11 protein-coding genes and 1 tRNA gene are annotated in these 14,918 nt (G+C 70.7%); 6 read left to right on the forward strand and 6 right to left on the reverse strand.

The window, feature by feature from the left end; genetic code table 11:
• Positions 1 to 77: 77 nt before the first annotated feature.
• Both CK206_RS10060 and CK206_RS10065 read left to right on the forward strand, forming a co-directional pair.
• Complete coding sequence (locus tag CK206_RS10060; protein ID WP_096906303.1) at positions 78 to 1,136, forward strand: NAD(P)-dependent alcohol dehydrogenase; 1,059 nt, start codon at positions 78 to 80, stop codon at positions 1,134 to 1,136.
• A 65-nt stretch (positions 1,137 to 1,201) separates the two neighbouring features.
• A complete protein-coding gene (locus CK206_RS10065; protein ID WP_096905213.1) occupies positions 1,202 to 2,791 on the forward strand; it encodes an IS1182 family transposase in 1,590 nt (529 codons plus the stop codon).
• 194 nt (positions 2,792 to 2,985) lie between these two features.
• Here CK206_RS10065 and CK206_RS10070 read toward each other — a convergent pair whose 3' ends face one another.
• The 3 genes from CK206_RS10070 to CK206_RS10080 are packed head-to-tail and all read right to left on the reverse strand — an operon-like array spanning position 2,986 to position 4,503.
• Complete coding sequence (locus tag CK206_RS10070; RefSeq protein ID WP_096906304.1) at positions 2,986 to 3,213, reverse strand: hypothetical protein; 228 nt, start codon at positions 3,211 to 3,213, stop codon at positions 2,986 to 2,988.
• 7 nt (positions 3,214 to 3,220) lie between these two features.
• Entirely contained in the window at positions 3,221 to 4,198 is a 978-nt protein-coding gene (locus CK206_RS10075; protein WP_254050539.1) for a WXG100 family type VII secretion target, read from the reverse strand.
• A complete protein-coding gene (locus CK206_RS10080; RefSeq protein ID WP_096906306.1) occupies positions 4,195 to 4,503 on the reverse strand; it encodes a hypothetical protein in 309 nt (102 codons plus the stop codon). The genes CK206_RS10075 and CK206_RS10080 overlap by 4 nt, the downstream gene beginning before the upstream one ends.
• A gap of 210 nt (positions 4,504 to 4,713) precedes the next feature.
• Here CK206_RS10080 and CK206_RS10085 point away from each other — a divergent pair, with 210 nt between their 5' ends.
• Entirely contained in the window at positions 4,714 to 5,304 is a 591-nt protein-coding gene (locus CK206_RS10085; protein ID WP_096906307.1) for an HD domain-containing protein, read from the forward strand.
• A 4-nt stretch (positions 5,305 to 5,308) separates the two neighbouring features.
• Positions 5,309 to 6,166, forward strand: a complete 858-nt coding sequence (locus tag CK206_RS10090) for a hypothetical protein (RefSeq protein ID WP_096906308.1) — start codon at positions 5,309 to 5,311, stop codon at positions 6,164 to 6,166.
• A gap of 57 nt (positions 6,167 to 6,223) precedes the next feature.
• Here CK206_RS10090 and CK206_RS10095 read toward each other — a convergent pair.
• Both CK206_RS10095 and CK206_RS10100 read right to left on the reverse strand, forming a co-directional pair.
• Positions 6,224 to 6,297 (reverse strand) — tRNA-Asp (locus CK206_RS10095).
• A gap of 60 nt (positions 6,298 to 6,357) precedes the next feature.
• On the reverse strand, positions 6,358 to 6,930 hold the full coding sequence (locus CK206_RS10100) for a hypothetical protein (protein ID WP_240341205.1): 573 nt from the start codon (positions 6,928 to 6,930) through the stop codon (positions 6,358 to 6,360).
• A 235-nt stretch (positions 6,931 to 7,165) separates the two neighbouring features.
• Between CK206_RS10100 and CK206_RS10105 the strand changes: the two genes are divergently transcribed.
• Together CK206_RS10105 and CK206_RS10110 are read left to right on the forward strand one after the other, a co-directional pair.
• On the forward strand, positions 7,166 to 10,090 hold the full coding sequence (locus tag CK206_RS10105) for a PD-(D/E)XK nuclease family protein (RefSeq protein WP_254050540.1): 2,925 nt from the start codon (positions 7,166 to 7,168) through the stop codon (positions 10,088 to 10,090).
• A complete protein-coding gene (locus CK206_RS10110) occupies positions 10,087 to 13,527 on the forward strand; it encodes an exodeoxyribonuclease V subunit beta (RefSeq protein ID WP_096906310.1) in 3,441 nt (1,146 codons plus the stop codon). The genes CK206_RS10105 and CK206_RS10110 overlap by 4 nt, the downstream gene beginning before the upstream one ends.
• Before the next feature lie 50 nt (positions 13,528 to 13,577).
• On the opposite strand, the gene CK206_RS10115 is transcribed toward CK206_RS10110, so the two are convergent.
• Positions 13,578 to 14,720, reverse strand: a complete 1,143-nt coding sequence (locus tag CK206_RS10115) for a DNA gyrase subunit A (protein ID WP_096906311.1) — start codon at positions 14,718 to 14,720, stop codon at positions 13,578 to 13,580.
• Positions 14,721 to 14,918: the final 198 nt, after the last annotated feature.

The following is a 14,918-nucleotide window of genomic DNA, read 5'->3' on the forward strand; positions in this document are numbered from 1 at the left end:
GATGTCGTGGCGGCGGCGGATGCCGAACTTTCTCTACTGTGGCGTGCACACCTGACTCGACCCGAGGGAGACCACACATGGACGTCGCCGCCGTCGCCGCCACCGCACCGGACGCACCCCTGGAGAAGACCACGATCCGACGTCGGGACACCGGCCCGGACGACGTGCTCATCGAGATCGAGTACGCCGGCATCTGTCACTCCGACATCCATCACGTGCGCGGCGAGTGGGGGCAGACCACCTATCCCGTGGCGCCCGGGCACGAGATCATCGGCATCGTCCGCGAGGTCGGTTCCGAGGTCACCCGGCACGCGGTGGGCGACCGCGTGGGCGTCGGGTGCCTGGTCGGCGCCTGCCACGAGTGCGCCTCCTGCCAGGCCGGCCAGGAACAGGAGTGTGAGCGCGGGTCGGTCGCGACCTACGGCTCCCCGCTGCCCGAGGGCGACCCCGAGGGCCCGGTGACGAACGGCGGCTACTCGACCCACATCGTGGTCGAGGAGCCGATGGTGGTGTCCGTACCGGAGGGGCTCGACCCGGCCGCGGCGGCGCCGCTGCTGTGCGCGGGGATCACGATGTTCTCGCCGCTGAAGCAATGGAACGTCGGCCCGGGCACCAAGGTCGCGGTGATCGGCATGGGCGGACTCGGCCACGTCGGCGTGAAGCTCGCGGTGGCGATGGGCGCCGAGGTGACGGTCCTGTCGCAGACCACCTCCAAGCGGGACGACTCGCTGAAATACGGCGCCGTGGAGCACTATGCGACCGCCGGCGACGAGGGCAAGGCCACGCTCCGCGAACTCCGCGGCACCTTCGACGTCATCCTCAACACCGTCTCCGCGAGCCTGCCGATGGACCGGTTCCTCGCCACGCTCAAGCCGCGGGGGGCGCTGGTCAACATCGGCATCCCGACCGAGCCGATGTCGGTGCGGGCCGGGTCCGTCGCCGCCGGGCGCAGGATCCTCACCGGGTCCATGATCGGGGGGATCCCCGAGACCCAGGAGATGCTCGACTTCTGCGCCGAGCACGGGATCACGGCCGACATCGAGCTCATCTCTGCGGACAAGATCAACGAGGCGTACGACCGCGTCGTGAGCTCGGACGTCCGGTACCGGTTCGTGATCGACGCCAAGACGTTCTAGGAGACTGCTGAACAAAGTGCGTGTCCGGCCTGCGGGGTTGGGGTGGCCCTGAAATGATGTGGGTCATGCAGGGTGAGTCGGATCGGCAGCGCGAGTTGCTGGATGTGGAGTCGGTGGCGGGGCATCTGCTCGAGGAGGGCAGCGTGTTCGCGTTGCTCGCCGAGCACCGGGACCGGCTGTTCCCGGACGAGTTGTTCGCCGACCTGTTTCCCTCGGGCCGGGGCCGGCCGTCGATTCCCGGTGAGGTGATCGCCTCGGTCATCGTGCTCCAGGCACTGTTCGGTCACTCAGACCGGGAAGCGGTCGACGCGCTGACGTTCGACCTGCGGTGGAAGGCCGCCTGCGGGTATCCGGTCGATGCGAAGGGTTTCAACTCGTCGACGTTGACCTATTGGCGACGCCGCCTGGCGGCCAGTGACCGACCGCAGCGGATCTTCGAGGTGGTGCGCCAGGTCATCGCCGAGACCGGTGCGGTCAAGGCCAAGACCCGCCGGGCGCTGGATTCAACGGTCTTGGACGACGCAGTGGCCCGTCAAGACACGATCACCCAGCTCATCGCCCAGATCCGCCGGGTCGGCCGCGAGGTGCCCGGGGCGAAGGAGCTGATCGCCACCGAGTGCACCCGGCTGGCGGCGGTGTGCGGGCAGGACTACACCGAGGCCGGTAAGCCGCGCATCGCCTGGGATGACCAGGCCGCCCGTGATGAGTTGGTCTCCGCCCTGGTGGCCGATGCTCTGGCGCTGTTGGCGGCACTCGATGTTCAGGCGATCACCGCCGCCGGCGGCAAGCCGGCCGAAGCGGTCGCCCTGTTGGCGCTGGTAGCAGGGCAGGATGTCGAACCGGCCGAGGATTCAGACGGTACCGACGGGCGGTGGCGCATCGCCCGCCGCACCGCCCCGGATCGGGTGATCTCCACCGTGGACCCCGATGCCCGCCACGCCCACAAGACCCGCCAGCGCCGCCAAGACGGGTTCAAGGCCCACATCGTGGTCGAGCCCGACACCGGCCTGACCACCATGTGCTCCCTGACCAAGCCCAACGGGCCGACCAACTCCGATGCCGCGGTCGGCGCGCAGCTGGTCACCGCCGATCCCACCATCGACGCCGGCGAGCCGGTCGAAGTGCTCGGCGATTCCGCCTATGCCAGCGGCGACATGCTGCACACCCTGGCCGGCAAGCAGTGGCTGCCCCTGGTCAAGCCGTGGCCGCTACGGCCCGCAGTCGAGGGCGGGTTCACCCTGGATGACTTCACCTTCGACGCCGTGGCGGGCACCCTGACCTGCCCCGCCAACATCACCCGTGGCCTGTCTGCCAAGGGCAATGCCACCTTCGGGGCGGCGTGTCGTGGCTGCCCGCTGCGTCAGCGGTGCACCACCTCAGCCACGGGGCGCAAAGTCGTGCTCGGCGAGCATCACCTGCTGCAACGCCAGCACCGCCAGCGGGCCGGCGATGAGGACTTCAAGACCGTCTACCGCCAGAACCGACCGATGGTGGAACGCTCGATCGCCTGGCTGACCCGAGGTGCCCGCCGCGTGCCGTACCGCGGGGTCGAGAAGAACAACGACTGGCTCCACCACCGCGTTGCCGCCCTGAACCTGCGCCGGCTAGTCGCGATGGGACTAACGAGCCAGAACGGAACCTGGGCCCTGGCCTGATCAGCGGGCCGGGGCCAGGCATTCCCGCCCCAGCACAGGCTCGAACAACCCGCGGTGGGCGCCGCGAACCTCTCGCCCTTCTCGCCGAACCCAGAAATCTCCAACACCGCACCTCGCGCGACGGCCAACCGGCCCTCACGCACACCGGCCGTGCCAGGATCGCAGCTTGTTCAGCAGTCTCCTAGGGGAGACCATCAGGTTTCACCGGTGAACCACATCCAGATGAAAGTCCCCACGAATCCCACCGTGGAGAGGATAAGGACGGTCCGGCTGTAGTGATCCTCCCAGGCCATCTGGATGAATCGCCGCTTGAACTCTTCCCACTTGCCGTCCCAGAAACCGGGTTCCGGTTCCAGGGCGGGGTGTTCGTAGGGGTGCGGGTCGCGTTCCGACGGGTCGTCCCGTCTCTGCCCATACCTCATGGTCGTGTCACCTCTCTGCCGTGTGGGCCCGGTACCGGTCGTGAGCCATATCGCCCGCCTGCTGTCCCAGGTACGTCCCGACGGCCGCACCGATGCCGGCGCCGATGAACGTGCCGAGGGGACCGAACATCGTTCCTGCGACGGCGCCGGCTGCGGCGCCTCCGAGCGCGCCGCCACCCAGAGCCCCGAGGGTCTCCGCGACGGCCTCGCCGGTCGACGTCTTCCCCTGGACGTGGGCCTTCACGCCGTCGTACACCGTAAGCCCGCCACCGACCGGACCGGCGACCCTACCGAGTCCCCGCAACCCCGTTGCCGCGGCTCTGCCGAAGTCGTCCGGGGCCGGGTTGAGCATGTGCTTCCCCCGCGTCAGTGGATCGAGTTCATCGGCGACGTCCGGGTAACCCCGTGACGCGGCCCCCGTCATCGCGTCCACACCGCGACCCGGCCACGGGTCGTCCGGGCCCGGGATCGGCGACCGATCGACCTCGGGTGGGATCGCGGCGTGCAGCCGAGCGGCGATCTGGTCGATCTCGCGCCCGTAGTGCTCATCGAGGGAGCGAACGGTGTCGACCGCGGAGCTGATCGCCTCCGCATGCTCATCGACCGTCGATTGATCGATGTCGTCGCGACCCGACAACGGACGCACCGACGATTCGCTCACCTCGAGTCCGGCTGCCCCGGCATCGGCGATCCGATCTCGAACCGTCTGAACTGCCGGCCCCAGAGCAGCGTGCGAGCTCCGGAGAGCATCAGCCAGATCCTCGAGTCCGTCAGCCAGCGTGCTGACGTGCGACTTCTCACGTTCCACGGTGTCGAGGACGGCGTCAGCGGCCGCCCCGTCCCAGCCATCATCCAGCTCCATCGCACCGTCGACCAGGTCCCTCCGGATGCCCTGCGCCACCGAGTGCTGCCGGCCGACCTCGCCGCCGGCCCCCGCCAATGCGGACACGTCCCAACGACGAATGTCCGCGACTGTCCAGCTCACCGCCGGGCCACCGCTGCGAGGAGAGCCGCGAAGTCCTCATCCTCGGCCTCGAGGAACCGGTGCGCCTCGGCCGCGAAGTCGGCCAGGCCCCCGAGCCGACCCGCGATTCTCTCGGCGCACACCGCTGCCGCACCGCACGCCCGGTCCACCGCCTGCTCGATCGCCGACCCGCCCGGAAGACCGCCGCCCAGACGTGCCGTGACCTCGGGAAACGTCACCTCCGCGGCCGCCTCCCCGCAGTCGCGGAACACCGAGACCGCGCTCGCGATCCTCCCGGCATCCGCCCTGATCGTCCCGTCGGGCACGAGCCCTCCTCGTCGTCGTTCCGGTCTACTACCGGGACGCCCCCGTGGCGTCCTCACCATGTACGACGCGCGCCCCACGCCGATCGGTTCCCCCGTGTCGTACCCGTGGTGTGTACTCGGGAGTGTGGAAGGGACACCGGTCACGACCGGTTCCACCCACGACCCGGCGGCGTCGCCCGGCGTCGGGACCTCTCCCTCGAGGAGTGCACCATGTCGCTCACCTGGACCCCCACCCTCGACCGCGCGCTCGCGGTCGCCGCCCGTTGCCACGCCGGCCAGACCCGCAAGGACGACCCGACGCCCTACATCGCCCACCCGGTCGCGGTGGCGCTGATCGTCTCGGACTTCACCGCCGACGAGGACGTGGCGGTCGCAGCGCTGCTGCACGACGTCCTGGAGGACGTGCCGCCATCGGTGTACTCGGCCGACGACATGACCGCCGAGTTCGGCGAGCGGGTCACGGAGCTCGTTCGCGGCGTGTCGGAGGAGAAGACCGCCGGCGAGGAGACCCCGCCGTGGCGGGTGCGCAAGGAGGGCTACCTCGCGCGACTGGCCGAGGACTCCCACGAGTGCCTGCTCATCTCGGCCGCCGACAAGATCCACAACCTGCGCTCGATGGTCACCGCGCACGAGCGGCTGGGCGGTGACATGTGGGGCCTGTTCAACGCCGGGCCGGAGGAGAAACTGTGGTTCTACCGCGCGATCGCCGACGCCGTCGCCGAACGGCTCGGTGACTGCACCGCCTCGCGCGAACTCCGCCGGGCGGTCGACGACGTGGCCGCCCTCGCCCCGGTGGGATGAGGCCGTGCGTGACCAGCTCTCCGGCCCGGGCAGCGCGCCGCTGCGTCCGGCGGAGGACCCCTGGGACGGTTTCGAGTCAACCCTGGCCGGCCATCTCCGCAGGCCGGGGGCGGTCGGCGCGATGGAGTTCACCGCCCCGTCCGAGGCGTCCGGAACGCGGGGGCGGTGCGTCGTCCACCTCGCGCCCGGCGGTGAGCGCACCTGGGTGACCGTGCGCCTCGCCGGTCACCCCCTCGTGGAGGAGATGATCGCCCACACCGCCCCCACCGCGCCCGGCACCATCGCCCGGGCGGTCGTCGATGCCTGCCGCGACCGGCTCGGGGTACCGCACCCCCAACTGCTGACTCTGCGCTGCCAGGGCACGGTCGGGCGGCACACCGGACCGCTGCGTCTGCTCCGCACCGACTCGATCCCCATCGGCAACGACCCCGCCGACCACCCGAACCCCATCGACATGGCGGTGGAGGTGGCCGACCACGAGGACGCCCGGGAACGGTTCGAGGCGATCGTCGAGAGAGTCACGGGACGGGCCTGCGTGGTCGACGACCACGGGGCCATCGTCTTCGACCACGTCGGCCACCGGATGCACGTCTCATTCGCCGAGGACGAGCCGTACGCGCGCATCTGGGCGTGGGTCGTGCGGGGAGTGCGCTCCAGGTCCGACGCGGCGCTCGAGCTGGCTCGACTCAATCTCGACGACGACCGCACGTCGTGGATCCTCGACGGCCGGCACGTCCTGCAGCGGACCACCGTGCCGGTCGCCCCGCTGCTCCCCCGCCACGCCCAGGTAGCGCTCGAACACTTCCTGTTCACGTTCTCCTCGACGCGGGACGCGATCGCCGCGAGGCTGGGGCCCCGGTAGCCGCACAGACGAAAGCCGGTGCGTTCGGCGTGGACCGAATGCACCGGCTCTCTGCGGCGACCCTGACGGGACTCGAACCCGCGACCTCCGCCGTGACAGGGCGGCGCGCTAACCAACTGCGCCACAGGGCCGTGCTCGTGGCACGGGGTAGGACATTAGCGGAACCCCCGACCGCGCCCTCGACCACCCCGTCACTCCGCCCAGAAGGACACCATCGGCTGGCTCGAGATCAGCTCCCCACCCTGGTAGATCCACATTCCCGACGAGTCGATCGAGTAGAGGACGTCGTTGTTGGCGACCATCGCCGAGCCACCGGAGACCGCGGGATCGTCGATCTCCACCCCGGCCCCGTCGGCGTAGCCGCGGTAGTAGTACCGGCCGTTGTCCGGATTGACGCAGATGGAGAACGAGGCCTGGGTGGTGCGGCCGATCATCGCCGCCGGATCACCGGCATTGCACCGTGCCTGACGGTTGTCGACCCAGCCGGAGGAATCCGCGCCGGCGGGATACCCGACGGTCGGCGACGAGCGGGTCGCGGGCGCCTCGCGGGTGACCGTGACGGTCTCGCGCTCCGGCGCGGTTGTGTAGGCGGTCTCCGTGACCGGGGGCTGTGAGGGAGCCGTGGGGGACGACGACGAGGAGACAGCGACCACCTGACCCGACCCGTCGCCGGAGACGCCGCCCGGGCGCAGGAAGAGATAAGCGATCGCGCCGATCAGCGCCAGCGCCAGGATCGCCAGGAGCGCGATGAGGGCGATGGCCACGCCGGAGCCCCCGCGCTGTGGTTCGGACTGATACCCGGACCCCTGCCATCCCTGCGGTGTCCGCGATCCTGCCGCCCCATTGTCCCAGCCGTACGACATCGGCGGTGCCCCCTCGCTTTCCGCTGCCCCGGGTGGGCCGGTCTGACCGGACGGTAGCAGCAGGGTCCGACGCCGTCAGCGGTGATGAGAGACCGTCCACCCCGGGGTTGTCGGACCCGTGGGGCACCATGGCGGTGTGACCGGATCCCAGGCTCATCCCACCGCCCTCGCCGCCGAGGTGCACCGCCTCCGCGGTACCGACCCCCTCGGCCGCATCACCGTCCTCGTGCCCTCGTTCGGTGCGGTCCGGGACCTCGTCCGGGCGTTGGCGCTCAGTGGTGGCTCGGTCAACGTGGCGGTGCGGACCGCCTCCCAGGTGATCAGCGAGCTCTCGGCTCCCGCACTGGCACCGAGGGCCGCACTCCCGTTCCCGCTCCTAGCCGCCGCCGTCGAGAAGGCGTTGGACGCCGACCCGGGGTACCTCGAGTCGGTCGCCGCCGAGCCCGTCACGGGGCAGGCTGTGGCCCAGGCCTGCCTGCGGCTCGGGACCGTCGAGCCGGGGTCGGTCGGCGCGCAGACCCGCTTGCACTCGGAGGTCCTCCGGCTGGCCGACGAGGTCCACGCGATGACAGGTGCCGCGTACTACACGCAGTTCGAGGCCGTGGGCATCGCGCTGAAGCGTCTGGACGAGCTGGGCCGGATCGTGCTCGCCGCACCGTTGCGCGGGACTCAGGCCGAGCGCAGGCTGCGGGCCGCGCTGGATCAGCGCGGTATCTCCCCTCTTCCCGGCACCGGATCGGACCATCTCGCCTCCGCCGCCGAGCCCGGCACCGGGAAGGCGGTCACCGGCACCCACGTGCTCCACGCGTCGGATTCCGATGACGAGGTGCGCGCAGTGGTCCGATTCGTCCGCTCGCGTCTCGCAGACGGGGTCCCCGGCTACCAAATCGGTGTCTACTACCCCTCACCGGACCCCTACTTGCGGCTTCTCCACCGAGCCTTCGCGGAAGCCGGGATCACCGTCTACGGCCCCTCCGACGCGGCACTCGGCCGCTCCCCCGCCGGCCGTACGATCGTGCGGCTGCTGGGCCTGGATGCCGACCGGATGCCCCGCGCCGATCTCCTCTCGATCATCGCCGAAGGTGCGATCGCCCCGTTCGACGACGACGGCGCCGCCGTCTCGTCCCGGCGGCTCGAGATCCTCACCCGGACGCGCTTCCCCGTCATCGGTGCCGGCGACTGGGAGCGACTGGCCGAGTATCTGCAGGCCGAGCCTGAGGCCCTCGCCGAGTCCGAACGGGCCGCCGCTGCCGCGCTGCTGCGCCTGATCCGAAACATCCGTTCCGGACTCACTGCCGTCGACGCCGCGCGTACCTGGACGGAGGCCACACGGGCTGTGACAGGTCTCGTCGCCTCACTGTTCCGTCAGGCCCCCGACCGGGCCGCCGTGCTCGCGGTGCTCGGTTCCCTAGGCGATCTGGATACGATCGCGCCGGCGATCACCCGGGATCGCGTCGTGGGTGCGGTCGCCACGCGACTGGACGCGATCGGTGACCGTGTCGGCGAGGAGGGCGCCGGGGTCGCCCTGGGGCCGATCGACGACGCCGTGGGTCGCGATCTGGACACCGTCTGCGTCGTGGGAATGGCGGAGGGATTGCTCCCGGTCCTGCACAAGCCCGACCCGCTCGTCCCCGAGGGCGCGGTCGAGCCCCCCTCCTCCGAACGACTCGACGAGCGGTACCGGGTTCTCCAGCTGGCGCTGACCGCCGGCTCCGAGCACCGCATGTGTTCGTTCCCCCGTGGGTCGATGCGAGGCGGCGGCGACCGGATCCCGTCCCGCTGGCTGCTGCCCACCCTGTCCCGACTCGCCCGGAAGTCCGTTCGCGCCACCAAGTGGCAGCAGGACGTCGACGGATGCCCGGCCGTCACCGCAGTGCCCTCGTTCGTCGACGGCGTGCTCACCCCGCCGACCGCCCTCGGTTCGGACCCGGCCACCCTCGCCGAACTGCGGATCCGGGACCTCTCCGCCCACGGGTGGCTGGCTCGGGCGGATGCCCCTGATCTGCTGGTCCGCGCCCACGAGATGCGTCAGGACCGTCGGCGTGGCCGGTTCACGCGGTTCACCGGCGACGTCTCGTCGGCTGCCGACCTGCTCACCTTCCTCGACCATCCGCTCTCGCCCACGAGGCTGGAGGATTGGGCACAGAGTCCCTACCTGTTCTTCCTCTCCACGGTGTTGCGGGTCCGAACGCTCGACGACCCGGCTGCAGATATCGAAATGGACCTGCGCGACTACGGCGACCTGGTCCATTCGATCCTCCAGCGCTACATCTCCGATCGGCTGGAGACCGGGTCCGGCCCGGACCGCGACCTGCTCATGAGAGCGCTTCGCAGCGAATGCGAGGCCGCCATCGCGACCTCGCCGGGCCTCGTGGCCTCGTTGTGGCGCCGAAGGGAGATCCTGCTCGGAGCCGAGCTGGACCGGTGGTTCTCGGAGGATGAGGTGGACTTCGAGGCGGGGTGGGCCCCAGCCGCTACCGAGCTCGGGTTCGGCCGACAGGCCCCCGACGGCTCGGTGGTCCAGATCCCGTTCGAGGTGACCACCTCCCGCGGCGCGACATCGGTCCTCCTCGCCGGGTCCATCGACCGGCTCGATGAGCGCGGAGACGCCCAGCGGGTCACCGACTACAAGACCGGGAAGCCACCGGAGTCAGAAGACCGGCCGACCGAGGATGATCCCACCATCTCCGGCACGCGATTCCAGTTGCCGCTCTACGCCGCGGCCGCCGAGGCATCCCACGACCTCCCGGTTCGCGAGGTGCGGTACTGGTACTGCACCGAGCGCGGGGAGTTCGAGCAGATCTCCCTCGACATCACCGTCGACGTCATGGCCAAGGTCCGTGAGGACGTGGGCAATCTGGTGGACGCCCTCCAGCGGGGCTGGTTCCCGCTCAAGGGCGGGCGAGGGTCGTCCCGTGACCTGGCCAAGCTCATCGGGGGCACGGAGCTCGACCGCGCCTGGGAGCAGCTGTCCCAGCAGGTACCGATCGCGTCCCATCCCGCATTCGCCGGCCTCGTCGCCGCCGACCCGACCGAGAACGAATCGGAGACGACCACATGAGCCACCTCCCCGACCGGGCCGCCCGTCTCCGCGTGGAAACAGACACCTCCGCCACGCTCTTCGTGGAGGCCGGCGCCGGGACCGGAAAGACCCATGCCCTGGTCAGCCGGCTCAGCACGCTCCTGTTGGACGACGCCGTGCCCGTCGACCGAATCGCAGCGATCACCTTCACCGAGAAGGCGGCCGCCGAGCTACGCGACCGGCTCCGCGTGACACTGGTCGACCTGCGCGCCAAGGGCGACCACCGGGCTGATGCCGCACTGGCGGGCCTCGACACCGCCGCGATCGGCACGCTGCATTCCTTCGCCCTGCGGCTGCTCTCGGAGAATCCCCTCGAGGCGGGGATCCCGCCGAGGGTCACCGTCCAACAGGACACCGCAGAGGCCACCGCCGTCGAAGCCCTGTGGCAGGAGTCCGCCACCCTCCTGTTCGGCAGCGGCCCGACCGCCACTCGATCAGGCAATCTGGCGCAGGCAGTCGACGACATGCTCGACGCCGGCGTGAATGCCCACGCGTTCCGCGAGGTGGTCGAGGCACTGCACCGTGACTGGGACCGCCTGCCCACCGATCCCCTGTACCCGGACGTCGCGGACCTGCCCGTGTCGCCGGATCTGGCCGAGGTGGTCGCTGCCGTCGGATCGATCGTCGGGTGGCGGGACTCCTGCCAGGACGAGACGGACAAGCTCTACGCCGTCCTCGACGACCACGAGACCTGGCTGGCGAACCTGCAGGACGCCGCCACGGACCCGACCGCGTCACCCTCCTGGATGGAACTCCTGGGAGATCCGGTCAAGGCAGGTCGCGGCGGCAAGGGCGCGAGCTGGGGCGGGACCGACGTGGTCAAGGAGATCAAAGAGGAGATCAAGCAGCTCTCCTCCGTATGCGAGGCGATCCTCGTCGAGCACTGGCGTCCACGCATCGCGGTGGTGCTCGACGCCCTCATCCCCGTGGTCCGACGACACGCCGCCGACCGCCGCCGCCACGGCACCCTGCAGTTCCACGATCAGCTCGTCCTCGCGCGCGAACTACTGCAGAACCCGACGGTCCGCGAGCGGGTCCGGGCACGCTACCAACGGATCCTCATCGACGAGTTCCAGGACACCGACCCCATACAGCTGGACATCGCCGAACTGCTGACCACCGCAACCGACGGCTCCGGACCCGAACCCGGCCGGCTCTTCACCGTCGGCGACCCCAAGCAGTCCATCTACCGGTTCCGGCGTGCCGACATCGCCACCTATCTCCGCGCCCGGGGTGGCGCCGACAACGTGGGCGGGGTCGAGATCGAGCGACTCAGCACGAACTTCCGTTGTTCACGTCCGGTCCTCAACTGGGTCAACGAGGTGTTCTCAGAGGTACTCACCGCCTCCGACGGCATCCAACCCGAGTACCGGGATCTCGAACCCGCACCGAGCCGGCCCGAGCACGACCCCGCCCACGGGCCGCGACCGTTCATCTTCCGCACGGAGGACGTTCCCGAGCACTGCCCACCCGACTCGAAGGAAGCCACCGAACGCCACTGGACCGAGGCCTCCGATGTGGCGAGGGTGATCGCCACCGCCATCCGGGAGAGCTGGACCCACGAGTCCAAAGAAGGTGGGCAGACCCCGCTGCGACTGGCCGACATCGCGATCCTCCTGCCGTCACGCGGGTCCCTGCCCATGCTCGAGACCTGCCTCGACCACGCCGGGATCGACTACCGCACCGAGGCCTCGTCGATCGTCTACGGGACACCTGAGATCCGCGACCTTCTCCTGGCCGTTCGCGCCGTGGCCAACACCGCCGACGAGGCCTCCCTCGTGGGCGCGCTGAGGTCACCGCTGTTCGGCTGCGGTGACGACGACCTCCTGCGTTGGCGCGCCGCCGGTGGCACCTGGGCTCCCGGCGCACCGGCACCCACGGATTTCGAGGCGTCGCCCGTCGCCGAGGCGATGGGCTACCTCTCGGCCCTGTCCCGCGACACCCGGCGCCCCGGCGAGCTGTTGGAGAGGCTCGTTCACGACCGCATGGTCTTCGAGTCCGTCGCCGAATCTCCGCGCCGGCGCGACCTGTGGCGGCGGATCCGGTTCGTGATCGAGCACGCATGGCAATGGGAGGAGTCCGCCACCGACCCCGCGCGTGCCGACCTGCGGGATTACGCCGACTGGGCATTGACGCTGACCGCGGAGGACGCCCGCGTCCCCGAAGCCGCCATCCCCGAGATCGGGGTGGACGCCGTACGCATCAACACCATCCACGCCTCAAAAGGCCTGGAGTACCCGATGGTCATCGTGGCCGGGATGAGTCGGGGCTGGCCGAACGGTCAGGGCCGGCTCCTGTGGACCGACGACGAGACTCCCCGGCCGGCCGTGTCGTTCTCCGCTGCCGTCCGCGATCCCGGGTACACACCAGCCGCCGATCTGGAGAAACAGCACGCCCGCGCCGAACGGATCCGGCTTCTCTACGTAGCCACGACCCGCGCGCAGAGCCGCCTCGCGGTCTCCGGCCATGGCCACGCCCTCAACACCGACGGAAAACCCAAGGCCGGCCTGTGGGGGACACTCCTCGGCTCCGTCATCGAAGACGCCGATGCGCCCGATCTGGTCGAGTACGGCGAGAACCTGCTCGAGGTTGCCGCCGCGCCCGCCGTGGACGTGCCCGACGAAGCGGAATGGGTGGAACGCAGCCGGCGGATCTCTGCCAGGTCCGCCGAGCGCGCGGGCTGGTCGGCGACCCGGATCGTGCACCCGGAAGCCGAGAGTGCCTCCGACGGCACCGGCGACGACGCACGCGACGACGAGGCCCGAGAACCGCGCCCACTTCCCGAACGGCTGGCTGCCGCGTTGCGCGACCGGTTCAGCCCGGCCCCGACGCGACCGGACGAGTTGCCGCCCGCACCGCGGGGCACCCCGCTCGCCTCCGGGCCGGACGTCGGTACCGCCGTGCACTACCTGGCCGAGTACACGGACCTGAGCCGCCTGCTCGGGCCGACCGCCGACCGCGACTCCTCGATCGCGGACTGGGAGCGATGGGCGGCGGACCAACTAGTCGCCCTCGGGTTGGGGGGCGCCCTGCGCGGGAGCCGGAACCCGGAGGCCGTCGCGGAGATGGTTTCCGTCGCGCGAACCGCACTGACCTCCGAGCCCGTCCGGCGGGCGGCGACTCGCACCCACTGGGCCGAGCTACCCGTGGCGGGGCCGCTGAGCACCGCGGATGGGACGACGGTCGCGGTGGACGGGGTCGTCGATCTCGTGATGGAGGAAGCCGACGGCTCGTTGACGATCGTCGACTACAAGACCGACGTCGCCGTCACGGTGGACACCGTTGACGAGTACCTGCTCCAGTTGTGCGCCTACGCCGAGCTGCTCGGTGGCACCACCGGAAAGACGGTGGGGAGGATCGAGCTGGTCTTCTGCCGCGGGGCCCGCCCGACGGTGGTGGCCCGCGACCTGGGCTGACGACACGGCCCTGCGGGGCGGGGCCCCGCGGGGGCGGAGCCCAGACAAGGTCAGCCCAGGTTGCTCCACACCACGCGGCCGTCCGCGACCGCGGCGAGTGCCGAGTCGCACGGGGCGCCCACCGTGAAGGCCTGGTAGAGCTCGACCAGCAGATCCACGACCGAATCCCACATCCGGTGAAGGGGCTGGCCCCCGCCGTACGCCCACACCGAGCCGGCGTCGCGACCGGCGCGGTACGACACCGCGTAGCCGAACCCGCTGCGCTCGGCGAACGGCCACAACCGACCCGCCCACGTCGCGTCACCACCCGGCTCAGACCCGAGGGTGCCGGCCCCCATCGCCTGCTCGAACCTCGCCGCCTGCACGTCGAACCCCTGCGCCGCCGTGAGTGGCTCCGCGAACGGGAACAGCCCCTCTACCGCATCGAGGCCCGTCCTGCGCAGGTGCCACAACATGGTGCGGATCCCGGTGGCGTCGTCGACGCCGCACCTGTCCAGTAGAGCGCCCGACGAACTCGCGGACCACCGGGGATCGTCTGTACACGGTGCGCCGTCGCTGGCGACGACCGGGGCCACCCGAAGGAGCTCCGCGAGGGCGTCGGCCAGTTCGCCGATCTGCTCGTCGAGCACCGCCGAGGCGTCGTCCTGCCCCACCATCGACCGGCGACCACCAGCCGACCGGCCGCCGGTACCCGACGCCGGCGGGTCCGGGTGAGGCTCGGAATCGGGGGCGGTCCGGGACTCCCCCATTGCGGAACTGATGCGCGCGAGAGCGCCGTCGAACTCCTCGCTCCACCCGCCACCGGCGACCCAGTCCTCCTCGGCGGCCGGAGGCACGGTCCGCAGCGGGGCCGGTGGGGGCGGGGACGGCTCGTCGGGGATGGCGGGCAGGAAGCCGGTGACGTCGGCCAACAGGTCCATCCGGGCGCGTCGGCCCTCGTCCATCCGCGAGCGCTCCGAGCGGGTGAACGCCATGACCGGCAGGGTGAGGAGCAGCGCGGCCTGACGGCCGGTGAAACCGAAGCCCAGCTTGAGCGCCCGGCGCGCCTCGACCGGCGACTCCGCGTCGCGGATGGCCGCCATCACCCCGTCGAGGTCCTCGCAGGCCCGGAGGATCGCCTCCGCCTCGTCCCAGGACCTCCCGATGTCGTCACCGGGTTCGAACCATCCTCCGACGGTACGCGCAGCGCCCACGACAACCCCCCTTCTCGTCGACGAACCACACATTCGCCCCCTCAGATCCGCGGGAATCCTACGCCCGCCCGCGCTCCCGTGGCGGTTCCAGGATGGCGCCACGGCGCCTCCGGCACAGCGTCACGGCCGCGGCTCCCGCGTCGGCGGTCACAGGGGCGCGCATCCGACCGGATGTGACCGATCTCTCCACCGCTCAAA

Source organism: Dietzia sp. WMMA184 (assembly GCF_002441635.1).
Lineage (GTDB): Bacteria > Actinomycetota > Actinomycetes > Mycobacteriales > Mycobacteriaceae > Dietzia > Dietzia kunjamensis.